This window comes from Bilifractor porci, assembly GCF_009696005.1.
GTDB lineage: Bacteria > Bacillota > Clostridia > Lachnospirales > Lachnospiraceae > Bilifractor > Bilifractor porci.
The window spans coordinates 102,720-129,528 of record NZ_VUMV01000008.1; the positions used below are offsets into that span (position 1 = coordinate 102,720).

Here is a 26,809-nt window from a genome sequence, read left to right on the forward strand (position 1 = left end):
CCAAGCGTCTGCCGGGAAAGGACTTCCATTCACCGTACGAAGCAGTCGTGATCGAGCAGAATCCACCGCAGGAAGCGGAAGAGAAAGCGCCGTCGAAATCGGATCGGATAAAAGGATATGGTAATCCTGTTTCCAATCCGGCTTCGTACGGCGCCTGGCAGTCTCGGTCTGTGACCGGCTCCGCTTGCTCGATTAAAAGTCGTATCGTGTTATTCTGTTTTAATTGTTTCTCATCCTCCGGCATCTGGTTGCCACAGGGACATATTCCGTCAGATTCATTCTGTAATCATAGCTGTTCCACCTTGCGGATAGGATGCCGGATTACAGTTTTACGTTTTTCCGGTGCTACTTTTCTGGCATCGCTGAGGTAGATTTCATGGTGCCTTCTTGCCTCGGTAATATCCAGTTCATATCTCTGACTCTCCATATACTGATGCATCAGATCTACGGTGGCGGGTTCATCATCGTAGGAGCCGATATGCATGCACTGCACGCAAAGGCCTTCTTCATAGTGCAGAAATTCTACTTTTGAGAAATTCACTTTCTTTTTCTTTGTCGCTTCAGCCACAGCCCAGTCAAAGTCTTCCTTTGTCACGAAGTCCGGCAGACGGATCACGGAGATCCACCGGAAGTTCTCTTTCTGAGAATAATCAATTCCCCTGATTCCATCCTGCCACCAGAAGCCTTCCAGCGGCGGAACAACATAGTCAAAATAACCTTCGATCTGATGCAATCCTTTTTTGCTCATCTTAATCGTAAAAGCAATGCCGTAAAGCAGGCCGATTGCGGCTTTGTATTCGCCGCCCTCCGCATTGGGATCTCCCTCTCCTCGAACAGCGATATAGTTCATGGGAGGCACTGTCACGATGGATGGCTTGTTCTTTGGCATATAAAACTCTTTGTATTCTTTCTTGAAATCAAATGCCATGATCATAATCTCCTTATACGCTTACTCCATCGGAGTTCCGACTTCGATCAGATTCCCGTCGGGATCATAGAAGCGAATCACCCTCTGACCCCAGCTGTGGGTCATCAGCCGGTTCACATAGACTGTATCCGGATAGAGTTCCTCCAGTTTCTGAATAAAGCCCTCGATATCACGTTCTTCAAAATACAGTTCGCTTGCATTGTTTTTGGGAATTATGTCTTTTCCCAGAAAGTTCTCCCAGATCTTTGCATCCTGCAGGACCAGTCCTTCCGACAGGATCATATTTCCGTCATTGTCCAGTACCGTTTCCAGACCGAACAGATCATGGTAATACTTTCTTGATCTTTCAATGTCCCGGACAACGATCAGCACATTTCTCAGCTTCATAGTTCCCCATTGCATCCTGTTCGCCCGGCAGTTCCTTATTCTCCTGAAATAAGCAGGGCTTAATGCTCCGTCGAACTTGCACTTCCGACACTTTACAAAAACAATATCCGTCTGTGTCACCGGTATGATCCGCACGAGGAAGCCGCAGATCGGACAACGCATTTCGCGCGTCTCTATGTTTTCAGCTTCCAGCCTGGAAAGCTCCAGCTTCCGCAGAACATCCGGCGACGGCGTATTGTATCTGGGATTACAGGTATAACCGCTCATCAGCTTTACCTCCCAGAAGGTTCTTCTCGACATATTCATCCAGTGGATGATACTCCAAAAGATCCAGTTCCCTCAGCCGGATCTGCATGGCGGAGAAGGAGACTCCCACCTGAGCGGCCATCCGGCTGATGATCCTGCGTTCTTCATTGGCATAGACGTTCTGCCCGTAGACTTTGAGCCGCCTGCCTTTATTAAAATCCCTCAAGGCCTGATCGACAGTGAACTGCGGCATCAGGATCACTGCCGCCAGCCGGTCGGCTTGGTTTTCAGTCATAGTCAGTTGTGCTTTCAGCTCCTGAAAGGTGTAGCCATGCTCGGAATCATAGATCCGATGGAACTGAGGCACAGGGTTATGCTTTTCAATCACGGAATGCGCGATCTCATAAGCAATGGTGAAGCGGCGCCGGCCGCTTTCCTTGTCCTGCCGGAGAAAGGAGTCCAGCACGATCGTCCCCAAAGGGAAACAAAATGAGACGATACTGCCTTTCCGCCTGATCTTCAGCGGTGTCCTGCCGTCGGCGAGGAATTCGACCTTATCCCGGTCCTCCTCGGCAAATGTTTCAAATACTACAGTCATTCCCAGATAATTAGCCAAGCCTTCGATGTCGATGCACCGGGCGGCCATCTGCACGTGGGCGTTCTCCAGATAATGCCGGGTCAGCCCTTCTCCGAGCTCCTCGAGCTCACGGTTTGAAATGTACGTACTCAAGAAGAATCCACCTCCATACGGACCGGTTCCACATACCACCTGTTTCCGGTCCGGTAAATATATTTTTCCGCACTACCGATCAATACCGTGTCGCGAATTCCTTCAAATTCATGGTCTGCCGGAGCCGCGACATGAATCGTGCGCGTGATCTCCCAGACCTGTCCGTCTTCCCACTCCAGACTTTCCGGGCGGATCGTCCCGTCCGGCCGATCGGGCCGACCTGCTCGAAGCCGCCATACATGGACATCTGTATGGTCAATGGTTTTTCTTTGACAATCTCCCGCAATGCATCTACGGAATCATTTTCTTCCCAGATCACCGGGACTTCTGCGTCTCCGATTTTCAGCTTCATGTCTGTTTTCTCCTCTGTTATCTGCATTTCCGGCTCACTTTCCTGTGAAGTATCTGTATCCGGTTCTTTCGTAACGACTTCACCGGTCCAGTCATTGATCCCGCCGAACTCATAGACATTGATATAACCCATATCAAAAAGCTTCTGAGCCGCCTGCTTGCTGCGGTTCCCGCTCCGGCAGTAAATAAGAATAATCTGATCAAAGTCCGGGAGTTCCTCCGGCGGCTCCGTCCCGATGCTCTCGTTCGGAATACAGATGGCGCCGGGGATATGTCCGGAGTCATATTCCTCCTGCATCCGCACGTCTACGATGATCTGCGTGCCGTCCTGCTCCATCATCTTCTTTGCTTCATCCTGTGAGATCTGCGTATAACTGCGGACCATATCTTCGCCGTCCATGACCTGAGGGCCGGAGGAGCAGGCCGTAAGCAGCAGAGCAAGGAGTGTAAAAAGGATCAGTCCGCAGCTGATACTATTACTTCTTCTCATAATCTGCACACCATGATATATTCTTCGTCATTTTCATTGGTTATCTCAAATCCGACATTCTTATACATCCGGACTGCATAGTTCGCTTTCTGCACAGCAAGCGACGCCTGTCTGTAACCTTGTTCTTTCAGCAGAGCCAGCATCCCACGCATCATCCTGGTACCGATTCCCTGCCTCCTGTATTCCGGAAGGAGAGATATGGCAAATGACGGAGTTTCGTCATCCACATGCCCGTAATCATTCATGATCCTCGTCCAGACAGCTCCAACCACATGACCATCGATCTCAGCTGCAAGGCAATGATCCGCAGGGGCGTTACCAAAACCTTCATAATAGAGCCGAAGCTCCGGACGTTCCACAATATCCCTTGCCGGCGGTGAGACTCCTTCCGGAATGAAGATCGCCTCGTAAAGGAAATCTTTCAACAGCTCCACTTCCTCAGGCTGCAGCTTTCGTATCACTATTCCTTCATGGATTTCCACCAGATCCTCTACATCCAAACACCGGAATCCGTGCTCCATCAAAAGCTCCGCCGTTACGCCCGCTCCATCCACCAGCTTTCCGGTAAATGTGTCGTCATACCTCTGCTTCACACCGCAGCTTGGACTTCTTGACTGCAAGATGACCAGGTCCGACCGCTCGCGGATGGCGATCTCCAGGCACTTTGCGGCACCAGCTCGAAATTCCTTATCCACGATCCGGCCGTCTCTGGCCGTGACCACACCATCCCTGACCTCTGACGGAACACGCGGTGTAGGAAGTCCGCCCATCTGCTCCGGGCAGACTGTGATCACTTCATTTTCCTCCATCAACCGCAGGACTTTCTTGTTCCGGTTATTGCCGCCGTTATACTTGCAGTTCTCACCTGCCAGACAGGCGCTGACCATGATCTTCATATGATAATCCCCGCAAGGTGATCGCATTCATGTTGAATGATCTGTGCCGTCCAGCCGGAATAGGACTGCCGGTGTTTCTTCCAGCTGCTGTCATAGTATTCAACCTCGATATTCTGATACCGCGTTGTTTTCCGGACGCCGGACAGGGACAAACAGCCTTCCTCCGTCTCATACAGTGTATCCTTCTTCACAATGACCGGGTTATACATCACGACATTCATGATGCCCATGTTCACAATAATGATCTTTTTCTTTACGCCGATCATGTTTGCCGCCATGCCGACACAGTGATCCTGATTGGCCCGCAGGGTATCCATAAGATCCTGCCCGACGGACATATCCTGCTTTGTGGCAGCCTCGGATTTCTGCCCGAGGAAGAATACGTCTTTTACTATCGGTTTGATCATTCACAGTCACCCTCTTCAATACAATTCCTTTAATATCAGCACTGTGATCCCGGGATTGTCGCCGGGAATGATCCGCTTTACCTTAGACTCGTATCGGCACCAGTCGTAGATCATGGACCGAAGGCTTGTGCCTCTGTTATATCCATGGATCAGCTGCAGTTGGTAGGTCGTCGGCCCCGCGGATGCTATGGCCTTATCGATGACCTTCATCGCTTCCTCCTGCCGCAGGCCGTGCAGGTCTATCTTTACAAACGCTTCGCTCAAATGTATTCACCTCCGAGATGGCTTCCCAGATATTTCTGTCCGGATAAAAACATATTCGTCAGCAGAAGAACGGTCTTCGTCAAAACGATACCCGCTCCACTTAAATTCTTTGATCTGCTCCGGATCCTCCGCATGAATACCGGCCATGAAGCGGACCATTTCACCTCTGGCCATCTTAGCGTAAACGCCTTTCTGAACCACGCGGCCGCCCGTGAGCTCACCAAATACACAGGTAATATAGCGGTCTTCCGGCCGGAGATATTTCTCAATACATTTCGAGTATTCCTTCGAAGCCAGATTGATGAGGATCCGGCTTTCGTCTATCACTTCCTGATACAGGCTATCGCCCCAGAAGTCATACAGATTCTTATGCCCGCCGACCGTTGCCTTCGCCTGCATTTCCAGACGGTAAGGAACCGCGCCATCCAGAGGTTTCACCACACCATAAAAACCGGACAGTATTCGCAGATGTTCCTGCACATAATCAAATTGGCCATCCTCAAATACCACCGGTGCCATGTAGGTATACTGGATGCCGTCATAGGCCAGCAAAGCAGGCGTCAGATTTTTCGTGAGGTCCATATGTGCGAATCGCTCTGCGCTTTGCCGGGCGATCTTATCGTTGCAGGCCCAGAGTGTTTTCTGTTCCTCGTAGGAGAGGCTCTGGATCCAGTCCTTCAGGACCTCTGCACGATCCGTGAAGACCGGCAGCTCCGTACAGACAAAGGAATCCGTGTCCACCCGCATCTGTTTGGCTGGGGAAATGATAATCCTCATAGCAGTTCCTTTATTTCAAAACCTTCTATCATACCGAAATGTCATATACCGCAATAGAAAGCACAACATCTGTATTGGTATCTTCTCTATGAAGAATACACTCCCACATATTGCCCTTCCTTACCTTAAATTGCTTTGTGTTTTCCTGTATCCAACATTCTATCGTTCTGCGGATAGAAAAAAAATCCTTGTTATCCTTATTAAAAACAATTAGTGCGGTTTTCAAATCTTTCCATGTAGAATACCCAAACAACTGATCAAGTGCTTCTGAGAACTTCTTGATTCCATGCCAAATCTTACATTCACCTATAAAAGCAGCCTTGTTCTCGAAAATGACATGTATATCTGTCTTTCCAATTTTCCGGAACGTTTCACCAGTGACAGCATTTTCGTAGTGTGTCCCCAGTGTTGTTATAATAAAATCTCTAAGCTCCTCTTCATCGTTTTTAATAAAAGTACGTGCAGTTGCTTCCATGGAGGAGCATACTCCATGAATAATATTCAAAATATTGGAATAATCTTCATTTGAAATACAGTATTCTGGTTCCGGCTGACGAAATCCAGGTTTTTCAACAGGCTTTCGCGTGACTCGTTTCAATGGAACAGGAGCGGATGTTGGCGCATTTTTGCTTTTTTTCAGAGGAATACTTAATGCTCTGCTAATAGCAGCAAAATCATTCGCCTTGTCTCGTCTCTTATTCAATAAACCTATAATGTTCTGACGCAATCCATCATTGTAACCTTTAATTCCAGCATTAACATAGTTAATCATCTGGCGATAATTTTTAAATTGCCCTTCAAACTGTCCAGCCACATACTGAGCCAAATTATCTGAATGAACTTTCAAATTATCTTTTGTGTTTTCTATGACAATAACAAGCGACCCCAATTCTTCGCCTTGAGGCGCTGTTACAGAGGAAACCGAAAACCGGGTCATGATAAAAGTGGATGGTTTCAAATATAGTAAATTGGCATCTCCATCAAACGGAATCTTAAAAGAGATACTATACCCGTCCACGTTATAATACTCTGGCTCATAAGGATCCATCCTATGCCAAGTGTTATACTGTTTTAATACGGATTCTGAAATGCTTTGTTCTATGTTGCTCTCATATAGTATTATGGGATCTATATAATACTTTGATTGAAAATAATCAGCCCACTCTTCTATATCACAAGTGCAAATCTGCTGATCCGAAAAGCCTTGTATTTCTTTTTCAAGTTCTTTATATCTCTCCGCAGTATATTGTGATAGCTCTTTTCTCGAAAATAATTCCATTTTAGCTATCTTCAGCTCCTTTTATATCATTAATTTTGAAATTCAAATCATGTCGCGATACCACGTTGTTTCTAATAATTCAGCGCCTTCCGAGCCATCTCCCTATACTCCGTCACCGCTTCCTCCGGTCCTTCGATCCGTACCTTGCCTCCCCACTGGAACACCCAACTGTAGAAAGTGGGAGAGGTACAGACCTTCACTTTCGTCCGAAAATGCTCCGGATCTGCCTTCTTGACGGTGATATCCATACCGAACTTGTCCAGAACACCCTTCATGACTTCGTTTGCGCAGAGGAGAGTTACTTCCTGCGGCTCTTCGTTGTCGTACATGCAAAAGACTTCCCGTGTATAACGGGCTACATCGAAATCCTCCGGCACCGGCTGAGCGTTTTCATTCAGAATATCCAGTGTTTTGAGGATCCTGTCCACACGATAGGTTCTGGTCTCTTCCTGCTCATGGTTCCATCCGACCAGATAGTAATAGTCACCGTTCCAGATCATGGTGTACGGACTGACAATATATGGCTTTCCTTCGTTCCGCAGGAACTGCTTTTTCCTGCCGTCAAAGTCGGTGTAGTAGAAGGAGATCTGCTTTCCGGCATTGATCGCCTCATTGATAGCATCGACGATGTAGTAGCCCTTTTCATTTGCGGATCTGACCCGGCCGGAAGTATGCAGGTTTCTCTTGAGGTTCGCCGCGCTGGCCTCGCTGGTCAGCTTCAGAAGTTTCTCCACCAGCAGGCGGCTCTTTTTCTCCGTGATGAACTTGGAGGATTCCACCGCGTCGATCAGAATCTTCAGCTCCGGAAGCTCGAAGTTGCTGTTCTCCAGATAATATTTGTTCTGGCGCGAACGTCTGGCGTGAACATCAAAGCCAGCCGCTTTCAGCATCTCTATATCGCCCGGTACAGTTGTCCGGTGCATTGAGATACCGTGCTCCTTCTCCATAATGTTCCGGATCTGGTTAGTCGTCAGCTGATGCTCCGCGTCGGTATGCTGCAGAAGAAGCTGATACATATACAGGACTCGCAGACGGATGTCATTCCAGTTCAGGTTCGGATCGACCTCGATTGTAGTGGCCGCCTTTTTGCCTTCTGATCTGCCTGGATCACGGCCGCAATGGTCTCGGCTGCAAGACGGGACCCAGTTTCGCTCGGATGCTGGCCATCCTCTGCATACAGATCCTGAGAATCAGCCAGTTCATAGAATTTCTGCCCAACCTCCGCGATCAGCGCATCGTTCTGGTCGGCGACTTCGCGATAGGCATCGTGCAGGCCCTGCACCATCTCGTCATAGCTTATATCCATCTCTGCCATGGCCTGGCTGTCTTTCTGATAAGCCCAGGTAGCAAATAGAAGAGGAGTGGCACCTTCTTCTCTGATCCAGGCACAGAGCCGTCCGGCATTCTTCAGGAAGGAATTCCGCGAAGTGACCGGACCATTGCTCATTTCCTGCAGGACTACGTAATCCCAGAATTCGTTTTCCAGAGCGGCCTGCGTTTTAGCGCCGGTCTTTGTCTTCGGATTGAGCTGCTCTGCCAGACGGGCTCCACCGCGGGTGTGATGTACGACCTCCGCGCAGGTCAGTTCCGCCAGCATGGCAGGCATATCATTAGCAAATGTAAAGCTGTTGCCAAGCATTAGGATACGCATTATATTCTCCCTACACTAATGTTTATTCCTGTGGTTCTAATGCGGATTTGCTCGGGCTGTCATATTCCTGCCCTGTCAACTCCGATCGTACAATATCATCGTTAAGCATTTTTATAAACGCAGCCGCATCTTTTTGTGAATTAATTACTACATGATCATCCTCAAATGCAAACATAACAGAGTATCTTGAATGAGTCTTTAAACGCTCAAGAAGAGTTTTTCGATCCATAGTTAGTACCGAGGAATTTCTCGCCTTTAAAAGTTTTTTGGCATTTGTCAGTTTCTGTTTGCTTTCAAGCGCAAAAAACTTTTCCAGACCCCGAACTATGTCTAACTCCTCAATAATACCAATGGTCTTCTGAGCGCCCGCTCTTATATAGCTTTCAAAAGCAAAACTTCTTTGTAGCAAATCCACCTTTGAAGTGATTATGCTGGTACCAATTATAATCAAATCAGCTCTTGTATCTATTTGAAGAATATCTCCCTTTATTTCTTTGTATGTATCTTTGGCGAGGATTGCAAAAACATGTTTGCTCCGATCTATTCTGGATACAGAATAGACATGTTGATAAATCCAAAAGTAATTCTCATTAAGATTGACCCTAAAGAAAAAGCCAGATAAGTTTTTTCGATCTGCATCCGTGAAGCGTTCTACAACCTCTTGATAGCCCTGTAAGAAGTCAAACGGATGATATACTTCGTCTTGTTGAACTTCATATAAGGCCTTTTTATTATCAGCTATATTGTCAGATGTATCATATTCCACATCTTCCGGCAAAAAATTTTGCTCGAGCGCAGTAAGAATTTTACTTTCTGTATTATTAATGAGATCATCTGTGGCGCGTAAATACTTCAAGTTATAACTGCTGTCTTCCTTAAGACATGCAAATATTTCAAATCCATTTTCCACTTCTGCAGAAATGATGCTTCTGATGTATTCCTGCATTTCAGCCTTTGTCATCTGGTTATCTCCTTAACATATAGAACATTTCCGTCAATTGATTTGAACTCAATACTCCCAGGATGATCTTTCAACTTACCCTGTACTATGCCTATACAAGTTTTTTCACCATATGTTGAATTCTCCACAAAAGAAAACGTATAAATACGGTAACCTAGAAGCGATAAAACCGGATTCGCATAAAACAATTTCGTCTTCTCGAGAAGTGCACACATAAGTACCACTATAATTGCAAATGTTAGCGCACCTTGCGGAGTATAAACATCATCGATCAACAATGGTATTATCATCGTCATGAAGAAATTTAAACTTGCGTCTTCTTCTTCATGCACATTCTTAATTTCAAATCCCCTTTTTTTATCTGTCCACCTAAAAGCAGAAAAAGAAAAGTAAGAAAACATTGCCGCAATTATCCAAATCAGGCAGAGAATCATTACCACAATTAAAATTCTATTATCCTTGATAAAAGCCACAATCATCTCGTCTAAAGACTGAAACTCATTCACCGGTAAAGTAAACGAAAAATTTCGAATGATTGTCAATAAAGCCAGTGGACTGAGAGATTGAATCATTAACATTCTTTTGAGCCTTTTAATCAATTCTTTCCCCCTACTATTTGTGAAATAACCTTTTTCCTAAATCTGCATATTTCTGTAATCGCCTGAATGTTGCATTCGGATGCTTTGAAAACTCCTGCACCGTACACATATCGACCTGTTTATCATCCACAAAAACACATATCTTCGACCGATCAAACAACACTTTCGCTGAACCGAATTCGAAGGCCGTTGCCTCGTCAGACTGTTCGATCACGGCTTCATCTGTCCTTCGCTTCAGTTCTGTGAAGAAGCGATAATCCGCCTCACTCTTAAGAAGAAGTTCCGAATATGTCGAACTGTTTGATAGCAGGAAATAGTTTGTATAGGCAATCGGATTCGGCCCATATTCTGACACACTGATTGGTGTTTCGAAGGCATGCCACTTAAGGACTCTGAACACATGGTATTTATCTTTGCCATGGGAACTTCGTCCCGGCAGCATCCTTCGCGGAGTATGCTCCCATCCGACAACTTCCCCATACCATCCGATTCCAGTCCCTTTTTCTTAAAGTGCAACATAACGAACAGGCAGATTTATTGTATCAAATCTACGAGTGAAATACATACGATTATTCAGGAACAGCTTTCGATGCATATCGTCAGGAACAAATCCGATCAGGACCTCGCGCTTATCCCAATCAACGGATTTCAACCGTTCTTCGATGCCTGCCGGCAGAGATGCCCGTTCAAATGCTGATTCAGGTGAATCAGAGACGAGTTCTTCCAGCAGATCCGTGACCAGTGACGTGGCTGACAGAAGAAAGGGCAGTCCTCCGATATTGACTGTTTCTATGCTCTTATAAAAACGATGATCTTTATATTCTTCCTCATCCGCATACGGGAAAAGAATATATGCTCCGAACATGGTCTTTTCGAAGGTAAAACGTGATTCTGGATTTTCATAAACAATAGCATCACGATATCGATGCATGGTATTAATGTCATCCACTTTGGGCCCCGGCCTGGAGTCCGGATAGAATTGCCCATCCGGGTTCATTTCGATACGATACTTGACATCGAACACATATTTATATGCTGATCCGGATCCCTTCTTTTCAAGCTCCAGAACATTATCCGGCCTCTGACTCACGGTCTGTGTTGCAATCTCTGACGGATTGTAAGCCAGATAAATGCGCTCACCGGTTTTTGTATTCAGGAAGGTTACCCTGGAGAGCTTTCCTTTCACAAGATCGATCGTGACACCTCTGCGGTCAACCTTGATGATATCCGGCGATTTCAATGTATAGTGATTCCGAAGAATATCGTATAGTTTGATGAAGCACCAGTATTCATATAACTGAGCAGTGTCTCTGACGGACATATGGAAGATATCTCCTCCAACCGAGATCCCGTTCTGAAGCATCAGATAGTATTTATACAGTTCCCGATATCCCGGAGCCATCCCAAAAACCAGAGACATGCTTTTAGATGCACTGTAATCGGACACTTCCGAAAGCCATGACGCCCCGAGAAGCCGCTGAAGTTCCCGCGACATTTTCGACGCACCGGCAAGTACCTGCTCATCGGGCTGCTGTCGACTCTGGATATATCTTCGTGTGAAATCATCAATTCTTCGCACGGTCGCCTTCAGCATGAATTTGACGAGGCGGTTTTCCTGTGTGTCATATGTGATCTGCTTTCGGAGTGCGAGGACCTTTTCAGCCTGAATGCCGACATCGGCACGGCGGACCTGCTCCGGATGCTTCTGCAGCCACTTTGCAGAACTCGTGTCTATACGGGCTGCCTTATAGTGAGGCAGCACTTCATGCTCCGTCATTAACTTGTGATGCGGAACGGCAAGAATCCTCTTTGCTGCCCGCAGATATTTATCATAAATTGCCTGCAAAATTGTAAAGAACACTGCCGGGACATCATTCCGTTTATGATCCGGGACGAATACCTGGTAGGTCTTTTTCATAAAATCAAGGACACTTTCGCTGACCATATTATTAATGTCAGCCATCATCTCCTGATAATCGTCTTTATAGGAGATCTTCGTCGGATAGACCTCAAGTCTTACAGATAGTACTTCTTTGCCATCTGCAAAGATACTCAGATCCGCGAACCCCACACTGTTCCCAAAATTGATAACACCGGATAGAAGAAAAGGGTTGTCGTCCAGAACCCGGCTCACTCGCTCTTCAATCAGGCCACTGTTGCTGTGGAATTCCAGTGCCTGACGGTCTCTCGCCTGAATCGTAATGATGTAATCGGTCTGTTCAAAGAATAACGGCTTTATCTGGTAATCATGAACTGAGATTCCCCTGTGGTCCACGTATTGCTCAGTCATTTCCAGAGTCGGTATGCTGACTTGTTCGAGATTTCGCGCAACGACCTTAAGGGAAGAAGAACCGGTCATTTTTTGCCAAACACTAGCGGTCTGCTTCCCTTTTGATTTGATTACAACATCAATAATTTCGGTGCGGATCTCCAATAATCTATCAGAGCCAGTAGGAAGTGAAGCCATCCTCTTCATACCTCGTCATCATGTACCCGATCTTTTTTGCACTCTCCGGATACTTTGCGGAATCAGCCAGCGTCTGCATCTGTTTTCCTGCGTTGCCGCTTTCCGTGTCTAGTCCGGAATAGTTTCCCATGCAGTATTTAAACAACTCGATCAGCAGATCTTTGATTGCGGTTGCACTCCCCTGGATGCGCGGCAGAATCTTCTGCATGATCTCATTATCAAATGCCTGTTCATAGGTAAGCAAATTCTCGGCATTCTTATTGTTCAGCATATAGAATACGATCTCATCTCGAACACGATATCCCACATAGGCGTTCGCTTTTCTTAAAATAGCGTTTACCTTCTGCAGTTCATCGCAAACCTGAATCACAAAATCTTTCTCTTTTTCACAATCTGTCGCAAGCACCAGATATTCCGTACTGAGGAAATCATTCTGAAAACGTAACGGTGTTACCATCGGGTGAAAATCACCAATTAACATCGGATTAAAACAACCAATCAGTATCGGATAAAAAAAGCCAATGCACCAGGAACTCCTTTCTGATCAGTTATTCATTGCTGTTAGTTGATCTCCGACATGGATTTCTATTTTTCTCCGACCTGAACCCCGATAGCTGTTTCCGTGCAGGGAGATAACAAGGCATTGATCAAAGAATCGATCCATGGCACTTTTCAGTGCTTCTTTATCTGAGAAAAAATCAATCCATTTATCTGGCTCTACATTGCTGGTAAGGATCATTGTATTAGGCACATCTTTGCTATACCTGCGATCTACTACATCGAAGAAAAGGCGTGTGTTTTCCTTGTCGAAATCACAATAACCGAATTCGTCGATGATCAGACACGTCGGTTTCACAAGACGACGGATTATCTTTTCGCGCTGTCCGTCCTGCAAGGCGGCCGTAAACTTATCATTCAACTCAGATGCCTTAAGGAAATGCGTCTTAAGCCCTTTTTCACAGCATTTGTAGCCGATAGCCATAGCCAGATGGGTTTTGCCAACACCCTGCGGGCCGACGAGGAGAAGATTTTGCCGGGCTTCCAGCATTGTCAACGTCTGAAGATTTTCAAGTTCATCTGCCTCGTGTCCGTGGAAACGTGTGAAATCGAAGTTATCAAACGTACACGGATGTTTCATCGGAAGCCGGCTCAGATTCAACATCATCTCAACGATGTGCCTGCGCTTTTTCTCATCCATAAGCTGAAAGAGTTTATGGATATAATAAACATTATCATAGCTGAGATTGTTATCCTGCGCAAAGCAGGCGATCTCTTCGGTAGTTGCGTCCAGTTTGAGGTCTTTTGCCATAACTCCGATTTCTCTGAAGAGAGGGGCTGCATCTTTATTCATGCCATCTGCCCTCCTCCAGATTGAACTGATCGAACCATGGATCATGGTCTGAGGATTCCTTCTGATGAATGCCTGCTTTCACAGACGCGGTAGGTTCTTCTTCGGGCTCAGGCTTCGGATATTGATCTGCGCAGAATGAATCTTTTCTGCTCCACGTTACATTATGATGCGTGAGTTCATACTGCATTTTTTGATCGTAGATGTAAAGCGTATAGCCATCGCGCATAACGCGGCAGATTTTCTGCTCATATCCGTAAGGTACACCAAACCTCCGCCCTTCATAAGCAACAAAGCCATCGAAGGAGATCGCTCTTTCCGGAGCCAGATAGAGACGAATCTCATCAGTAAGCTCCAGCCGGGTTGTTTTCTGGCTGCATTCTTTTCCGTGCATCTGAAACGGAACACAGTCGTGGGACTGATGATACCGATTGTTCTGTTCCAGACACCAGTGATCTGCCTGATAGTTGAGATCTGTCAGTTCTGTGAAGATCCTTCCCGGAAGGAAGTTTTCCTTCACAAAGCGTACCAGCCTCTCAGAGGCGCCTTTTGTAAAAGGATGTCTGGGTTTACAGAGTTTTGTCTCGAACCCCACCGTGTTCATGAAACGCTCGTAATCCTTCTGCCAGATCGGACTTCCGTCAGATGCGCGCCTGATCACAATGCTCTTCATGTTATCTGTAAGAATGTATCTGGGAATGCCCATCATCTGGAAAGCATGCAGCATACCAATAAACAGATTCTCCTGTCGGGCATTGGTAAAGAACTCGATGTAACACATGCCGCAGTGATGGCAGACCATGACAAAGCAGGCAAGCCGGTACGTGTCGTCAGCATTGGTCTCTACATCAATAAAGCCCCAGTCCATCTGATAACTTTCGCCGGCCGGGGTGGAATACCGTCGCCCGCGATTGCCCTGCGGAGAAACCAACTGCCTTTTTGGTGGAATCAGACTTCTGTGTGCCTCGATATAAACGCGTACCTGCGTGATGCCTCCGGCATAAGACTTTTCCTTCAGACGGTCGTAAATCACCTGAGCATTTGTAACGTTCTGCCGCAGCAGGTTGTCGATTGTTTCAGTGAAACCAGTAAGGACCGTTCTGTCTGCCTTCTGGCCTGTCCGTCCATGGGGACTGACTATAAAGTTGTTTTTCTTGAGACGCCGCAGCTTTGCCCGGGAAACTCCCGTAATGCGTTGCATCTCAGCGAGATTGACCTTTCTGATATCAAAATCCGGCCCCATCTTCTCTTTTATTTGGTTGAGGCCGTGTGTTATGATTGTCTGAAGGTCATTGCCATTCATATCTTCCTTGTTCATTGATTCTGTCAGCTGGTGCATTGGTCATTCACTAGCTTAGTCAGAACCCGGAAGACTGGCAATGGCTTTTTTAATCCGATGATCAGTGGCTGATTTAATCCGATGATTTTATTGGCTAAAAAAGCCCGATGCTAACAACGGTTCTGTATCAGGGTCAAGCGCATCAAATCCGGGAAGGAGATCTACATAACTGAACTCGATTGTATTCGCTCGGTCCAGTACCTTCTTGCTGAACGGGAATGTAGTCTCATCCATGTTCACGGTACCGATAATATACAGGTTATCCGGAATACCGCCTTCATACTGAGCGATCTGATCTGTAATGACTTTTCCGCTGTCATCCCACTCCCTGGATTCGATGACAGACAGAAAATCACTAAGATAGCCATGAGATAGATCTCGATCATTCGTCCGTAGACGATGACGAAGATCAGGACCAACAGGATCAGGAAACACAGCTGCACCACGAAGGACTGCAAGAACAGCCCGAAGAGCGGTCCGAGTTCCATCTCTTTCAGCGTCTCCTCTATGGATTCCAGTGCCGAGGCATCAATAGCGGTATTGCCGCCGATAATGCCGGCGCTGGCATTTATCACATGCTGGGCGACATCAAAGATCGCCATCGTAAAGTTGAATGTGTTCGTGATCAGCATGACTGCCACGAACGTCTTGAATACCCATTTGAAGAATATCCATGTCTCAAAGTTTGCAAGGTTGTTGTGATCGATGATCAGCTGGATCAGCTCATAGCAGGCGATGAACGTGAGGATCAGGCCCGCAATGGGAATAATCACCGATTCCGAGACATTCCTCACAAGACCGAATACTCCGGGTGAGAAGTTCGCCGGGGTAGTCCCCACCTGCGTCGCCACGTCCGACACCTGCTGGTTGACGGAATCGAACATCCCGGAGAGATTGCTCATGATCCCGTCTATGAGCAGCCCCTTGAGCCAATCCGCGATCTGCGTCAAGATAGCATCCAAAGGTAAAAATTACCTCCTTCCAAAGAATGGACCGGGCAGGATGTGCCCGCCCGGCCGGTTTGCGCCTGCCGTCCGGAATGATCAGCCGAACAGACCGGAAAGCAGAGGAACCAGAGTGATTCCGATGAGGGCGACACCGCCGCCTGCCATCAGCTGCTTCATCTCCTGGGACTTTGCTGATGTGCGATAAAGAAGTAATAGAAGTGTAAAAAATTTTGCCGTTCCTATCCGGCACTTGGCCATTGTGTCGGATAGGTCGGGCGTTAGGCTTCGGGCAAGTCAATTTTGCCGACAAAGCTGTAATAAATCTCAATGTCCTGCCTGCGGGTGCCGTTCTCGTCATAGCTGCACTCATGCACGACGATTTTCTCAATCATTTCCCGCAAGAGGGTGGGTGTCAATTCCTCAAAGGCAAGGTGCTTGCGGACAATCCCCATGAATTTCTCGGCGTTAACGGTGGCCGCCTGCGACTTGTCCAGTTCCGCCTGCAATGCGGCGGTGCGGTCTTTCAGTTCCCGCTGCTCCTGCTCATAGTCTGCCGACAGTTCCATGAAACGCTCGTCGCTGATTTTGCCGTTCACATTGTCCTCATACAGCCGCTTGATAATGCGGCTCACTTCGGCAATCCGCTCCTGCGCCTGTTCAAGCTGCTTGGTGGCTGCGGCGGTCTTTCTCTTGCCGCCGATTTCGTTCTGCTGGATCAGCAGCTTTACAAAACGGCTCTCGTGCCTGGCAGCATACTCCGTCACTTGCCGGAGATTGGAGAGGACACCGGCGGTCAGCAGGTCGGTGCGGATAAAGTGCGCCGTACAGTCGCGGGTGCGCTTCTTGTAGCTGCCGCAGATGTAACAGTCCTGCTTGCGGTTCTTGTTCTGATACCGCTGCTGGTACATCACATGGCCGCAGTCGGCGCAGAACAGCATACCAGAGAACAGCCCCACTTCGTCATAGCGGTTCGGGCGTTTGCGCTGCTTGCGTAACTCCTGCACACGCTCCCATGTTTCCGTGTCAATAATCGGCTCATGGTGGTTCTCAAAAATGGCCTGCTTCTCAATGGGATTTTCTACGCTGTGCTTGGTCTTGTAAGAGGGCTTTTCCGTCTTGAAGTTTACCAGACAGCCGGTGTACTCCCGGTTTTCGAGGATATGAACGACGGTGTTCGTCGCCCATTTACACTCATAGCCGGGGTGGTAGCGGCGTGTGCTGCCTGTCCTGCGGTATTCCAGCGTCCCCGGCGTGGGGATTTGCTGTTCCGTCAGCATACGGGCAATCTTGGTCGGGCCGTTCCCCGCAAGGCAAAGCTGGTAAATCTGCTGGACAACCGGCGCGGTTTCCTCGTCAACGATATAGTTCTCGTCCTCGTCCATGAGGTAGCCATACACCGGCTTGCTGGTAACGGGCTTGCCGCTCATGCCTTTTGCTCTTTTAACTGCCTTGATTTTCTTGCTCGTATCTCTCACCAGCCATTCGTTGAACAGATTTCGCAGAGGGGTAAAATCATTGTCCATGCCGCCGTTTGCGCTGTCCACATTGTCGTTGACAGCGATAAAACGCACGCCCTTTTGAGGGAACAGCATTTCCGTGTAAAACCCTACCTGCAAGTAGTTTCGCCCTAACCGGCTCATGTCCTTGACAATGACCGTACCAACTTTCCCGGCTTCAATGTCCGCAAGCATGGCTTGAAATCCGGGCCGCTGGAAGTTCGCGCCGGAATAACCGTCGTCGGTGTACCAGCGCAGATTGGTAAAGCCGTTCTGTTTTGCGTAGGTTTCGAGTATCCTTTTTTGGTTCGATATGGAATTACTCTCGCCTTGCAGCTCGTCCTCATGGGACAATCTCGGATAAAGGGCGGTAATGAGGTTTTGGGTGGCTTGTCTTAACATAAAATCCTCCGTTTCCGACAGCCAGCCCCACTATTCCGTGGTTTCATTGTACCACGGAACAGCGGGGGCTGTACAGCGGCAAAAGCGTTAAATTTGCTTCTTTACAGTCGGTCAAATTGCCGGTTTTTGCGTAGCAGCGGCTTCCGCTTCCAGTACCCGCGCCATTTTGTCGGCGGCGGTGGTCGTGGTATCTTTCTTGAAATAGCCGGACACGACAAGGACGGAATTGCCCATGCGGATTTCCGTCACGCAGTCGGGGCGGCGGGCGGTGCGGGTGTCGTGCTGCTTGTTATCTGCCATAGGCAATACTCCTTTCAGTCGGTAATCAGTTTCTTCATGCTCTCCATTTTCCGCTTGGCGGTTTCCTGCCGGAAGTTGTCGCCGGTAAAGCGTACCGGGACGCACATGGAAAGCAGCCGGTCATAAATCCGGGAATGGGCGGTGTCCTCCGGGTTTCGCAGGTCGTCCAGCGTGAGGTTGGTCGTGACGATCAGCGGCTTGCCGCTGCGGTAACGGCTGTCAATCACATTGAAAACCTGTTCCAGCCCGTAGTCGGTGCCGCGTTCCATGCCAAAGTCGTCAAGGATCAGCAGCGGATAGCGGCAAAGGCGGGAAATGTACTCGTTGCGCCCCTCAAAGCTGGCGGCAAGGTCATTGAGGATCAGGGCAAAGTTCGTCATGTGGACGGGGATTTCTTTCTCCATGAGGGCGTTTGCGATACAGCCCGCAAGGTAGCTTTTCCCGGTTCCTACGCCGCCCCAGAACAGGCAGCCGATATTGTCTGTCCGCATATCCTCCCAATGCTCCACATACCGGCGGGCAAGCCCGGCCTGCGGGTTCCTGCCGTTGTCATTCTCGAAAGTCCAGTCCCGCATGGCGGGGTCGGTAAAGCCCCGGCGTTTCAGTTCTTCCACGGTGTCAAGGTGCCTGCGCCGCTTTTCGGCGGCTTCCCGTTCCTCGCGGGCGGTTTTCTGGCAGTCGCACTCTGCCGGGTGGCGGTCGCGCCCGAAGATAGCGGCCTTATCCGGCGCAAAATAGGCTTCTTTCGGCTTGCGGCACTTGCCGCAGTACAGCAAACCGTCCTCGCCGGTGTAGTCCTCCGGCTCCGGGGTGGTGGCCGTCATATTCTCCAAAACAGCGTTGATTTCGTTCTTCATAAACTCTCGCCCTCCTTGCATGAGTAGTCTGGTATGCCCTTTTTCGGGGCTTTCTTAGTTGCGTCCTCCTGCGCCCATTTGTAGATGGTGGCGGCATGGCTCTTGTATCGCTTGCCGCTGGACGCGATATGGCAGGATAGCCGGTCAATGTAATAGTCCCATTTGCCGGGCAGGTCTGCTTTCAGCCCGTCCAGTTCCGATTGCGAAAGAAAAACATTTTCATACCGGCCATAGGCGGCGCGGGCGGGTTGTCCCGTATCTAACTCTCGCTCTCTCTCTTTTTCTATCTCTTTCTCTATCTCTATCTCTGGTGGACAAATGTCCGCTTGATATGGTGGACATTTGTCCGCCCCGGCCTTTGGCAAGGCTTTCTGCTCCTGCAAAGCCAGCCTTGCCCGCCGTTTTCGCTCCCCCTCGGTAGAGGATTGGCCGATCAGTAGTTCAATGTTGCTCATATACAGTGCGCCGTTCTGTAACGGCTCCACAAGCCCCAGCTTCATAAAAATCTGCAAGGCCCGTTCTACGGTGCCGACTTGCTGACGGGTAATGGTGGCAATCATCTGCGCGGTGTAGGGGATATTTTCATCAAGCTGCAACTTCCCGCCGTTTTTCAGCGATTTCAGGTACAGTTTCAAGAGGATGTTGGAATAGAGGATACCGTCCTGCATACTTTCCAGCAGCACAATGGCGTCCTCGTCAAAGTAATTCTCTTTCAGCTTGAGGTAGTAGTATTTTCGGTTGTCTGACATGGTTCCTCCTTTGGGTGGATTTGGGGTGTTTGTACGCATTTAGAACGCCGTTTCCGGGGGAAAAGGATAAATGTATCGCGTACCCTTTGACACCCACGAAAAAAGCCTTGATTTATGCGGGTTTGAAAGGCTCTAAAGCGTGACATCTCTGCCTTTGTTTCCGCTTTCTCTCGGCGGCGCGGATTTTCTTCATGCGCCCGGCGCAGTCGGGGCAGTATTTCCCCCGGTTGGATTTGGGGACAAAGGCCGCTCCGCAGACGGCACACCGTTTCCGGCTCCCCCGGTATAAGAGGGCTGCGGACAGCTCCCCGTCAAGGGGCAGGACAGCCACACGGAACCAGCGGCACATGAGGGAAAGGGAAATGCTCTGGACGCACACGCAAGGCTCCCCGTCGTCTAACAGCAGGCAGTTCCCCTCGTCGTAGTTACAGCACTCATGTACCAGCCGCCGCGCCCGCCGGTGCTGGCGGTAGTCCATGCGGGGCAGGTTATCGCTCATGGCTCTGCTCCTTTCTGCGGTGCGGCTCGTCCCGGCGCAAAATCTGGTTGATATTCCGCTTGACGGTCTGCAACTCCTTGAACCGCTGCTTCTGTTCGTGATAGGTGTTATACAGGCCGTCTTTCTCGGAGATAAGCTGCTCGATCTCGGCCTGCAACGCTTTCCGGGCGGGCAGCTTGGTAATGCCATGCGCCTTGAAATACCGGGCGGCTGCGTCGGCTATGATAAAATCGCTCTCATGGGCCTGCCGGTATGCGGCGCGGGCTTTCTCGGATTTCTGCGCTTTCAACCCGTCGCGGGCGGGCTTGGTCTGGGCGTAGGCCAACACCTGCCGCTGCAACTCCTTTTTCCCTTGCAGCTTGGTTTCCAGTGCTTTCAGTTCGCCGCTGGTCTGGCGCATTTCCGCATAGGCGGTATCAACGGCGGCTTCTAACTGCTCCGGGGAAGTAAAGCCGTACTGCTGGTAGACGGACAGCGTTTTGGCGGCCTGCTTCAGATTGTGTATCTTCGCCCAGCGTTCATAGCCCCGGCCTTTGCCCTCGGCCATTTTCTGCTCAATGTCCACAAGCCGCTGCACTCCGTCCTGTTTGGGGGCGGTTTGAGGGGCTTTTGCGGGCTGTATGCCGCGTTTCTCCTGCCAGGGGTATTCAGGTATGGCTGCGGCCTTTTCTATGGCTCTGGCGGCATTCTGCTCCAAAACGGCAAGGACGGCGGTGCGGTCAAAATCGTCGCCCAGCTTCCGGGCGGTGATGGGCTTTGTCCTGTCCGGCGTGAGATAGGACAGCCGCCCCCGGCTCTCCTTGACGGTCACACCCTCCCGCAGCAGCAGAGAGGAAAACTCGTCAAAGCTGGCGGCGGTGGCAAGGGCTTTCCGTATGGTCTGCCGCAGCTTTTCCTTGTTCGTTTCAAACTTGGTCTGCCGGGGCGTGATACTATCGGCAATCATGGGGGCGTTCTGCTTGTCCAGCGCGGCCTGTCCCTTTTTCTGCGCCCAATACTCCCGGTCGGTGACGCGGTTCTTGCTGCCGTTCAAGAGGTCGATTTGATAAAGCCCCTCCCGGTGGCACATCTCCATGACTTCGGATTTGAAGTAGCGCAGGGCAGCGTCGGTACATCGGTGCTTGCAGCCGACTTTCGTATCGGCCGGCCTGTCCATGTAGGGCAGGAACGGCACTTCCTCAATCCGCAGGCTGTTTATGACGATATGCACATGAATGTTGCCGCTGTGGTTATGCCCGTCCGGGTGGGTGCAGACAAGGGCCTGGTGGCCGGGAAAATGCTCTTTACAGAATTGTTCCCCCAACGCCTGCGCCCGGTCTACGGTCAGGCCGTTGTCCGGCCCGTCCCGCGGGTCAAAGCTGATGATGTAGTGGTGGCTTTTCACATCTTCCCGCCGCTGGTTTTTCTGATAGCGGAGATTGGCCCGCATACACGCAACGGCAAAATCCTCCCCGTCGCAGTTCAGCGTGGACAGCCGGTAGTCCTCGCGGGGGATAAGCCTGCCGGTTTCATCAAGGACGGGCTTCATGGTAAACTCGTCATGCTCAAAGAGAAGATATTGCTCGGCGGCTCCGTAGTCGGCGTTTTTAGAGTTGATATGCTTGAGTGTTGCCAACCGCGTCACCTACTTTCTTGAGGACTTCATACTTGAGGACGGCAAGGTCGGATATGGCGGCGCGTACCTCGCCGGAAAGGGTGTTGTAGGGTACGCCGTATTCGTTCAGATACCGGGCAATCTGATTGAGGTTGCCGCCGATCCTGCCGTACTCGGCTGTCAGCTTCCCGACAGCGGAAAGCAACTCGTCATTGACCGACGACACATGGACAACCGGGCGTATGGTCGCCCGCCGTATCGCCTGCCGGAGAAATTCGGACTGGCTGATACCATAGGGCGCAAGCCGCGCTGTGAAGTCGGCATACTCATCTTCGGACAGCCGGGTTTTCACAACGCGGCTGCGGTGGGGCGTGTTGTATTTCTTTCGCATGGTGTGACCTCCTTTCTCGCCCGTAAGGGCGCATGAGCAGGGTTTGGGGAAGGCACTCCCCAACAAGTTTCCCGCGAGGGGCAAAACTGCAGAATTGCGGATTTTGGCACCGTGGTAGAAACTTGCTCTCCGTGACTGCAAACTTTCTCTCACTTCCGTCCGCCACTTTTTTGGAAAACTGCAACCACAAAAGTTTGTTTCTCTTTTTCTGCTACTACTAATCCTGTAAAGGGCATTCCTGCCCGCTTTCGCTAAAATGACACCGGACGCAGTGGTTTCTACCCGGTGTTGGAGAAATCCTTTCTCTTTGCCCTCTACTACGGGTAAATGCTCCAAATGCCAAACACCAGGGCAGAAAAATTCCCTCCTCGCTTACTACTACAACCGGCAGGGGGCAAAATGGCCGGGAGCGGAGCCGGACAACAAAAAAAGCAGTAAATCTTTTTCAAGACTTACTGCTTTCGCTGGCCGCGTCGGTGGCGGCTGGTATTCAGTTTTTATGACTTGTCCGGTGGTTCGTCAAGCCGGAACTTGAATTGACAGTCAATTAACCGCTGCTTTACATAGTCCTCCACCTCGGCGTTGACCTGCCCGTTCACTTTTGAGAAATAGCGGATATATCCGGCGTAGTGGAGCAGGACAGCGTTCACGGCTTCTGGGTCGCCCTCACGGGCTTTGAGGATTGTTTCATAGGGGAGAAGTCTACTCATACCGGCTCACCCCCATTTCTTCGCGTAGCCGCTGCAAGGCAAGCTGGATATGCCGCCCCGCTGTGCTGCGTGACCGGCCAATACACGCGCCGATCACGCGCTGCGGCTGGCGCAGAAAGTAATAGCGCAGGATTTCTTCCCGCGTCTGCTCCGGCAAAACAGAGATCGCGTCGGCAAGGGCGGCGTTGCAGAGCAGGACGGTCTGACCGCAGACGGTAAATGGGTATTCCTCGTCCGGCTCCGACGCGGCAAACTGGACAAACTTCTCGTTCATCAGATAGTCAAGGGAAACTTGCCGTTCCCATTGCCGTTTAAGCTTCAAAATCTTGTCCAAGGCGGCACAGCGGATAACAGTCTTGCAAAAGGCGTTGTACCTGCGCTGGATATATTCTTGATAGGCTATCTGGTCGGTCATGGAAATTCCCCTTTCTGAATAATAGTGCGGGGCGGTGGCACTTCTTGCTGTCGCCCCTTGATTGCCTACCAGCAAAGGCGGGCGGGGCTGTCAACGGCTGCGCATATGCGCCGTTCATCTTGACCGTTGACTGGCTCGGCTGGGTTTGCTATTTACCCGACAAACTTGAATTTATTTTAAGCTATCACGTTTTACCTTCTTAAGCCTTACTATCATTACCATAGGAATTTCTTTGTTGGTTTTAAAACATTCTTCATAAAATCCATCAATGACAAATCCAGCTCTAAAACAAAGGTTAAAAATATCTTGTATGGAACGATGATAATAAATCTGCTCTTTCGGTTGCCCTTCAATCGCTATATCATAGTAACTGTGCGGTGTCATATATTTTTCAGTCAACGTGACAAAACAAGGGTGTTGCGTTGCAAAGACAAAAATTCCGCTTTCCTGCAACAGTTCATAAACAGCCATAAGAAGTGGTTCAATATCCGTAATATCCATAATTGCCATATTAGAAACTGCTTTCGTAAAGGCTCGATTTCTTTTTAATTCTAATATACTTTTTCTATCGGTCGCATCCGCCACACAAAATTCAATTTGTTTTGCATATTGTGATTGCCGTCTTTTAGCCAATTCTATCATTTTTTTGCTGTAATCAAAAGCGACAACCGAAGCGCCTCTTTGTGCAAGATACGAAGAATAATTTCCATTGCCACACGCAATATCCAAAATGTAATCCGCAGGATTAGGAGATAGAAGTTCCGTTACTTTGGGACGCACTACCTCTCTGTGAAATTCATTAGATTCGTCACCCATTGCATTATCCCAAAATTGTGCGTTCTCCTCCCAGATTTTTTTACTTTCCTCTGTTCCCATGTTCTCTCCCACTCCCCAAATTTGCTTTTTTGCTTCCATTAAATCTTCCTTACTATATTCCATTGTTACCCTCCATAACTTCTGATTGTTGCCGTCTTGACGATTATGTATCTTTACATTACCTTCTGAAACATATGGCGCACCTTGTCCAGGCGGCTGTTTGGACGGCGGGGCTGGATGACCGGCTGACCGACAGCGGCCTGATATCCTTTCAGCTCTGTAAGGCATACGCTCCGCCCGTTGGTGTAAAAGGCCAGATCAGTACGGTATGCCTGTATACAGCGGGCGGGAATCTCGCCAGTAAAGACAACTTCATCCTTTTTTACCTGGGCCGTTTCGATGGTGGCACAGTATTTCGGTGCATCATGATAAGCCCTGGAAAGGTATTCCTGGGGCGCATAGAGGATGAAGGAGAGATAAGGTTCCAGCAGCTGCGTCCCCGATTCCTTCAATGCCTGTTCCAATACAATCGGGGCCAATGAGCGGAAGTCCGCCGGCGTGCTGACCGGACTGTAATAAAGCCCGTATTCAAAGCAAATCTTACAGTCCGTTACGTTCCAGCCGAACAAGCCCTGCTCCAGCCCGTAACGGATACCATCCCTGACAGCGTTTTGAAAACTCTGGTTCAAGTATCCCAGCGAAACCCGGCTCTCGTATTGTACACCGGAGCCAAGCGAGAGTGGTGTAACAGACAGTCCTATGGATGCCCAAAACGGGTTGGGCGGCACCTCGATATGGATGGTGTGGCTGGCTGCTTTGAGCGGCCGCTCCATATAAATGACGGAGGGTTCCTTTACCACTGTTTCAAGCTTGTATTTTTCCGACAGCAAAGCGGAAACAACCTCCAACTGCACCCGGCCCAAAAAAGAAAGAATGATCTCATGGGTGATGGAATCCACTTCGCAACGCAAAAGCGGGTCAGTATCCGCAAGTTGCGTAAGAGCGTCCAGCAGCCGTTCTCTTTGCGCTGCCGTTTTCGGCGCAATCGTCGTCCGCAGCATGGGGAGGGGGTCCTCGCGCCACCTTTTACGAGGGAGCCGGGTTTGGTCCCCTAATACATCGTTTAACCTCACGCTGTCGCTGGGAAGGATAACAATTTCACCCTGATAAGCGGTGTCTGTCCGAACAATTTCCCCTTTGGATGGAATACGCATCTCTGTGATTTTCAGCTTTTCTCTCCCGGCCAGGGCCACCGTATCCCGCAGGCGCAGCGTTCCGCTGTATAACCGTAGATAGACACGCCGCTGGCCGCAATCGGTGTACTCAACCTTGAAAACGCTGCCGCATAGGGCGGCGCCCCCCTGTTCCCCAATCGGTTGGAACAGCCCTGTCACCGCATCCATCAACGGTTGAATGCCAAGGCCATTTTTGGCGCTGCCATGATAGACTGGGAACAGGGAGGCGTCTTGAACCCGCTGCTGTTCCTCCCGCGCAAGTTTTTCCCGGCTGATTGGTTCTCCTGCGATATACTTTTCCAATAATTCATCGTTATTTTCGATGACCGCATCCCATGCTTCTATGTCGGTATTTTCCTCCAGGACTATTTCCGGGGACAGCGACACCGTCTGCTTGATGATAATATCGGCGGAGAGCTTATCCCGAACAGACTGAACCACGCTCTGCAAATCAACGCCAGCCTGGTCGATCTTGTTGATAAAGATAACGGTGGGAATGTTCATTTTCCGCAGGGCATGGAACAGAATACGGGTCTGGGCCTGCACGCCATCTTTAGCGGAGATCACCAAGATGGCCCCATCTAAAACAGCCAAAGAGCGGTACACCTCCGCCAAAAAATCCATGTGGCCGGGCGTATCCACAATGTTAACTTTACATCTGTGCCACTGGAAGGAAGTGACTGCCGCTTGAATGGTAATCCCACGCTGCCGCTCCAAAAACATGGTGTCCGTCCTCGTTGTCCCTTTTTCGACGCTCCCCGGTTCTGAAATGGCTCCGCTGGCATATAGCAGGCTCTCCGTCAAGGTCGTCTTTCCAGCGTCTACATGGGCAAGAATTCCAATATTGATTATTTTCATGTGATTGTCCTCCCTTTACAGCCCCAAAGGGCATAAAAATCCCCAGCAGTAAAATACTTTTACCACTGGGGATTATAAGTTGCGGACATACACATATACAGCATACACCTGTTTGTGATTGCTGTTTTTGGGGATATGTCAAAATTGATAAGGCAAAAGTATTCTTAAATTGGGTACAAAAAACTAAGCCCCTACAAAAGGAGCTATCATAATCCTTTGTTCCCACTATTTGATTATAGTTTTATTTAAGAATACCATGCCGCATATTTTTTACTCCTTTTCTGGATTAAATCATTGTATCACATCAGTTTTAGGAAAGCAAGTACCTAAAAGAAATTTTTCTTCCCCTTATATGTAACAATCATACCGGCTTCCTAGCGTTCAGAATGTTTTCTGCTGTCTGCTGTGGTGTTTGGTTGG

Annotated in this window: 30 protein-coding genes and 1 pseudogene; all 31 read right to left on the reverse strand. The window is 49.2% G+C overall.

Annotated features, from left to right (window positions below):
- Nucleotides 1-286 precede the first annotated feature (286 nt).
- The 31 genes and pseudogenes from FYJ60_RS10725 to tet(W) all read right to left on the reverse strand — a co-directional run bounded on the left by FYJ60_RS10725 (nt 287) and on the right by tet(W) (nt 26,389).
- A complete protein-coding gene (locus FYJ60_RS10725) occupies nt 287-928 on the reverse strand; it encodes a GyrI-like domain-containing protein (RefSeq protein ID WP_154458685.1) in 642 nt (213 codons plus the stop codon).
- A 21-nt stretch (nt 929-949) separates the two neighbouring features.
- Complete coding sequence (locus FYJ60_RS12870) at nt 950-1,315, reverse strand: VOC family protein (protein ID WP_154458706.1); 366 nt, start codon at nt 1,313-1,315, stop codon at nt 950-952.
- Between the two features lie 247 nt (nt 1,316-1,562).
- Complete coding sequence (locus FYJ60_RS10735; protein WP_154458686.1) at nt 1,563-2,291, reverse strand: ImmA/IrrE family metallo-endopeptidase; 729 nt, start codon at nt 2,289-2,291, stop codon at nt 1,563-1,565.
- Nucleotides 2,292-2,370: 79 nt separating this feature from the next.
- Nucleotides 2,371-3,132, reverse strand: coding sequence for a rhodanese-like domain-containing protein (locus tag FYJ60_RS12785; RefSeq protein ID WP_330579193.1), 762 nt, complete (start codon nt 3,130-3,132; stop codon nt 2,371-2,373).
- The gene (locus FYJ60_RS12875) at nt 3,129-3,614 is read right to left on the reverse strand and encodes an N-acetyltransferase family protein (RefSeq protein WP_456298079.1); all 486 of its coding nucleotides are present in this window, start codon (nt 3,612-3,614) and stop codon (nt 3,129-3,131) included. Before FYJ60_RS12875 ends, FYJ60_RS12785 begins: the two co-directional genes overlap by 4 nt.
- A pseudogene (locus FYJ60_RS12880) lies at nt 3,615-4,028 on the reverse strand (DUF523 domain-containing protein); the annotation flags it as partial.
- Entirely contained in the window at nt 4,025-4,435 is a 411-nt protein-coding gene (locus tag FYJ60_RS10750; protein ID WP_154458688.1) for a peptide deformylase, read from the reverse strand. The pseudogene FYJ60_RS12880 and the gene FYJ60_RS10750, both read right to left, overlap by 4 nt.
- A 15-nt stretch (nt 4,436-4,450) precedes the next feature.
- Nucleotides 4,451-4,699, reverse strand: coding sequence for a Smr/MutS family protein (locus tag FYJ60_RS10755; protein ID WP_154458689.1), 249 nt, complete (start codon nt 4,697-4,699; stop codon nt 4,451-4,453).
- 6 nt (nt 4,700-4,705) lie between these two features.
- Nucleotides 4,706-5,476 carry a peroxide stress protein YaaA gene (yaaA, locus tag FYJ60_RS10760; RefSeq protein WP_154458690.1) on the reverse strand — a complete coding sequence of 257 codons (771 nt, stop codon included), beginning with the start codon at nt 5,474-5,476 and terminating at the stop codon, nt 4,706-4,708.
- Between the two features lie 28 nt (nt 5,477-5,504).
- Nucleotides 5,505-6,755: a hypothetical protein gene (locus FYJ60_RS10765; protein WP_154458691.1), complete on the reverse strand. Its 1,251-nt coding sequence runs from the start codon at nt 6,753-6,755 to the stop codon at nt 5,505-5,507.
- A 71-nt stretch (nt 6,756-6,826) separates the two neighbouring features.
- Nucleotides 6,827-7,771, reverse strand: coding sequence for a helix-turn-helix transcriptional regulator (locus FYJ60_RS12690; protein WP_235903397.1), 945 nt, complete (start codon nt 7,769-7,771; stop codon nt 6,827-6,829).
- A 32-nt stretch (nt 7,772-7,803) separates the two neighbouring features.
- A complete protein-coding gene (locus FYJ60_RS12695) occupies nt 7,804-8,406 on the reverse strand; it encodes an SGNH/GDSL hydrolase family protein (RefSeq protein ID WP_235903398.1) in 603 nt (200 codons plus the stop codon).
- 22 nt (nt 8,407-8,428) lie between these two features.
- Nucleotides 8,429-9,367, reverse strand: a complete 939-nt coding sequence (locus tag FYJ60_RS10775; RefSeq protein ID WP_154458692.1) for a DUF4868 domain-containing protein — start codon at nt 9,365-9,367, stop codon at nt 8,429-8,431.
- Nucleotides 9,364-9,945, reverse strand: a complete 582-nt coding sequence (gene kwaA / locus FYJ60_RS10780) for an anti-phage protein KwaA (protein ID WP_330579194.1) — start codon at nt 9,943-9,945, stop codon at nt 9,364-9,366. The genes FYJ60_RS10775 and kwaA overlap by 4 nt, the downstream gene beginning before the upstream one ends.
- Before the next feature lie 526 nt (nt 9,946-10,471).
- Entirely contained in the window at nt 10,472-12,256 is a 1,785-nt protein-coding gene (locus FYJ60_RS10785) for a restriction endonuclease-like protein (RefSeq protein ID WP_205839071.1), read from the reverse strand.
- Nucleotides 12,257-12,407: 151 nt separating this feature from the next.
- On the reverse strand, nt 12,408-12,890 hold the full coding sequence (locus FYJ60_RS10790) for a hypothetical protein (protein WP_154458695.1): 483 nt from the start codon (nt 12,888-12,890) through the stop codon (nt 12,408-12,410).
- An 87-nt stretch (nt 12,891-12,977) separates the two neighbouring features.
- Nucleotides 12,978-13,784, reverse strand: a complete 807-nt coding sequence (locus FYJ60_RS10795; protein ID WP_205839072.1) for an ATP-binding protein — start codon at nt 13,782-13,784, stop codon at nt 12,978-12,980.
- The gene (istA, locus tag FYJ60_RS10800) at nt 13,777-15,099 is read right to left on the reverse strand and encodes an IS21 family transposase (protein WP_205839073.1); all 1,323 of its coding nucleotides are present in this window, start codon (nt 15,097-15,099) and stop codon (nt 13,777-13,779) included. The genes FYJ60_RS10795 and istA overlap by 8 nt, the downstream gene beginning before the upstream one ends.
- A 257-nt stretch (nt 15,100-15,356) precedes the next feature.
- A complete protein-coding gene (locus FYJ60_RS10805; protein WP_235903399.1) occupies nt 15,357-16,082 on the reverse strand; it encodes a VirB6/TrbL-like conjugal transfer protein, CD1112 family in 726 nt (241 codons plus the stop codon).
- A gap of 81 nt (nt 16,083-16,163) precedes the next feature.
- A complete protein-coding gene (locus tag FYJ60_RS12940) occupies nt 16,164-16,325 on the reverse strand; it encodes a Maff2 family mobile element protein (RefSeq protein ID WP_154458698.1) in 162 nt (53 codons plus the stop codon).
- 20 nt (nt 16,326-16,345) lie between these two features.
- Nucleotides 16,346-17,965, reverse strand: coding sequence for a recombinase family protein (locus tag FYJ60_RS10815; protein WP_074754402.1), 1,620 nt, complete (start codon nt 17,963-17,965; stop codon nt 16,346-16,348).
- Nucleotides 17,966-18,076: 111 nt separating this feature from the next.
- Nucleotides 18,077-18,265: a transposon-encoded TnpW family protein gene (locus tag FYJ60_RS10820; protein WP_020995296.1), complete on the reverse strand. Its 189-nt coding sequence runs from the start codon at nt 18,263-18,265 to the stop codon at nt 18,077-18,079.
- 14 nt (nt 18,266-18,279) lie between these two features.
- Nucleotides 18,280-19,122, reverse strand: a complete 843-nt coding sequence (locus FYJ60_RS10825; protein ID WP_074754404.1) for an ATP-binding protein — start codon at nt 19,120-19,122, stop codon at nt 18,280-18,282.
- A complete protein-coding gene (locus FYJ60_RS10830) occupies nt 19,119-19,871 on the reverse strand; it encodes a phage replisome organizer N-terminal domain-containing protein (RefSeq protein WP_074754406.1) in 753 nt (250 codons plus the stop codon). The genes FYJ60_RS10825 and FYJ60_RS10830 overlap by 4 nt, the downstream gene beginning before the upstream one ends.
- Before the next feature lie 112 nt (nt 19,872-19,983).
- Nucleotides 19,984-20,370, reverse strand: a complete 387-nt coding sequence (locus FYJ60_RS10840) for a cysteine-rich VLP domain-containing protein (protein ID WP_004452819.1) — start codon at nt 20,368-20,370, stop codon at nt 19,984-19,986.
- Entirely contained in the window at nt 20,360-21,985 is a 1,626-nt protein-coding gene (locus FYJ60_RS10845; RefSeq protein WP_154458699.1) for a relaxase/mobilization nuclease domain-containing protein, read from the reverse strand. Before FYJ60_RS10845 ends, FYJ60_RS10840 begins: the two co-directional genes overlap by 11 nt.
- The gene (locus FYJ60_RS10850; protein ID WP_002596229.1) at nt 21,957-22,355 is read right to left on the reverse strand and encodes a plasmid mobilization protein; all 399 of its coding nucleotides are present in this window, start codon (nt 22,353-22,355) and stop codon (nt 21,957-21,959) included. The genes FYJ60_RS10845 and FYJ60_RS10850 overlap by 29 nt, the downstream gene beginning before the upstream one ends.
- A 497-nt stretch (nt 22,356-22,852) precedes the next feature.
- Nucleotides 22,853-23,065 carry a helix-turn-helix domain-containing protein gene (locus FYJ60_RS10860; RefSeq protein WP_002586615.1) on the reverse strand — a complete coding sequence of 71 codons (213 nt, stop codon included), beginning with the start codon at nt 23,063-23,065 and terminating at the stop codon, nt 22,853-22,855.
- The gene (locus FYJ60_RS10865) at nt 23,058-23,480 is read right to left on the reverse strand and encodes a sigma-70 RNA polymerase sigma factor region 4 domain-containing protein (protein ID WP_002586616.1); all 423 of its coding nucleotides are present in this window, start codon (nt 23,478-23,480) and stop codon (nt 23,058-23,060) included. The genes FYJ60_RS10860 and FYJ60_RS10865 overlap by 8 nt, the downstream gene beginning before the upstream one ends.
- Nucleotides 23,481-23,651: 171 nt before the next feature.
- Entirely contained in the window at nt 23,652-24,419 is a 768-nt protein-coding gene (locus FYJ60_RS10870; protein ID WP_002586626.1) for a class I SAM-dependent methyltransferase, read from the reverse strand.
- 50 nt (nt 24,420-24,469) lie between these two features.
- Nucleotides 24,470-26,389: a tetracycline resistance ribosomal protection protein Tet(W) gene (gene tet(W), locus FYJ60_RS10875; RefSeq protein ID WP_002586627.1), complete on the reverse strand. Its 1,920-nt coding sequence runs from the start codon at nt 26,387-26,389 to the stop codon at nt 24,470-24,472.
- Between the last annotated feature and the right edge of the window lie 420 nt (nt 26,390-26,809).

Excerpts from the sequence above, each read along its gene's own strand:
- FYJ60_RS10725 (WP_154458685.1), bottom strand. The coding sequence starts at position 928 with ATGGCATTTGATTTCAAGAAAGAATACAAAGAGTTTTATATGCCAAAG.
- FYJ60_RS12870 (WP_154458706.1), bottom strand. The coding sequence starts at position 1,315 with ATGAAGCTGAGAAATGTGCTGATCGTTGTCCGGGACATTGAAAGATCA.
- FYJ60_RS12785 (WP_330579193.1), bottom strand. The coding sequence starts at position 3,132 with ATGAGAAGAAGTAATAGTATCAGCTGCGGACTGATCCTTTTTACACTC.
- FYJ60_RS10750 (WP_154458688.1), bottom strand. The coding sequence starts at position 4,435 with ATGATCAAACCGATAGTAAAAGACGTATTCTTCCTCGGGCAGAAATCC.
- yaaA (WP_154458690.1), bottom strand. The coding sequence starts at position 5,476 with ATGAGGATTATCATTTCCCCAGCCAAACAGATGCGGGTGGACACGGAT.
- FYJ60_RS10765 (WP_154458691.1), bottom strand. The coding sequence starts at position 6,755 with ATGGAATTATTTTCGAGAAAAGAGCTATCACAATATACTGCGGAGAGA.
- FYJ60_RS12690 (WP_235903397.1), bottom strand. The coding sequence starts at position 7,771 with ATGTATCAGCTTCTTCTGCAGCATACCGACGCGGAGCATCAGCTGACG.
- FYJ60_RS12695 (WP_235903398.1), bottom strand. The coding sequence starts at position 8,406 with ATGCGTATCCTAATGCTTGGCAACAGCTTTACATTTGCTAATGATATG.
- FYJ60_RS10775 (WP_154458692.1), bottom strand. The coding sequence starts at position 9,367 with ATGACAAAGGCTGAAATGCAGGAATACATCAGAAGCATCATTTCTGCA.
- kwaA (WP_330579194.1), bottom strand. The coding sequence starts at position 9,945 with ATGTTAATGATTCAATCTCTCAGTCCACTGGCTTTATTGACAATCATT.
- FYJ60_RS10785 (WP_205839071.1), bottom strand. The coding sequence starts at position 12,256 with ATGACTGAGCAATACGTGGACCACAGGGGAATCTCAGTTCATGATTAC.
- FYJ60_RS10790 (WP_154458695.1), bottom strand. The coding sequence starts at position 12,890 with ATGGTAACACCGTTACGTTTTCAGAATGATTTCCTCAGTACGGAATAT.
- FYJ60_RS10795 (WP_205839072.1), bottom strand. The coding sequence starts at position 13,784 with ATGAATAAAGATGCAGCCCCTCTCTTCAGAGAAATCGGAGTTATGGCA.
- istA (WP_205839073.1), bottom strand. The coding sequence starts at position 15,099 with ATGAACAAGGAAGATATGAATGGCAATGACCTTCAGACAATCATAACA.
- FYJ60_RS12940 (WP_154458698.1), bottom strand. The coding sequence starts at position 16,325 with ATGGCCAAGTGCCGGATAGGAACGGCAAAATTTTTTACACTTCTATTA.
- FYJ60_RS10815 (WP_074754402.1), bottom strand. The coding sequence starts at position 17,965 with ATGTTAAGACAAGCCACCCAAAACCTCATTACCGCCCTTTATCCGAGA.
- FYJ60_RS10820 (WP_020995296.1), bottom strand. The coding sequence starts at position 18,265 with ATGGCAGATAACAAGCAGCACGACACCCGCACCGCCCGCCGCCCCGAC.
- FYJ60_RS10825 (WP_074754404.1), bottom strand. The coding sequence starts at position 19,122 with ATGAAGAACGAAATCAACGCTGTTTTGGAGAATATGACGGCCACCACC.
- FYJ60_RS10830 (WP_074754406.1), bottom strand. The coding sequence starts at position 19,871 with ATGTCAGACAACCGAAAATACTACTACCTCAAGCTGAAAGAGAATTAC.
- FYJ60_RS10840 (WP_004452819.1), bottom strand. The coding sequence starts at position 20,370 with ATGAGCGATAACCTGCCCCGCATGGACTACCGCCAGCACCGGCGGGCG.
- FYJ60_RS10850 (WP_002596229.1), bottom strand. The coding sequence starts at position 22,355 with ATGCGAAAGAAATACAACACGCCCCACCGCAGCCGCGTTGTGAAAACC.
- FYJ60_RS10860 (WP_002586615.1), bottom strand. The coding sequence starts at position 23,065 with ATGAGTAGACTTCTCCCCTATGAAACAATCCTCAAAGCCCGTGAGGGC.
- FYJ60_RS10865 (WP_002586616.1), bottom strand. The coding sequence starts at position 23,480 with ATGACCGACCAGATAGCCTATCAAGAATATATCCAGCGCAGGTACAAC.
- FYJ60_RS10870 (WP_002586626.1), bottom strand. The coding sequence starts at position 24,419 with ATGGAATATAGTAAGGAAGATTTAATGGAAGCAAAAAAGCAAATTTGG.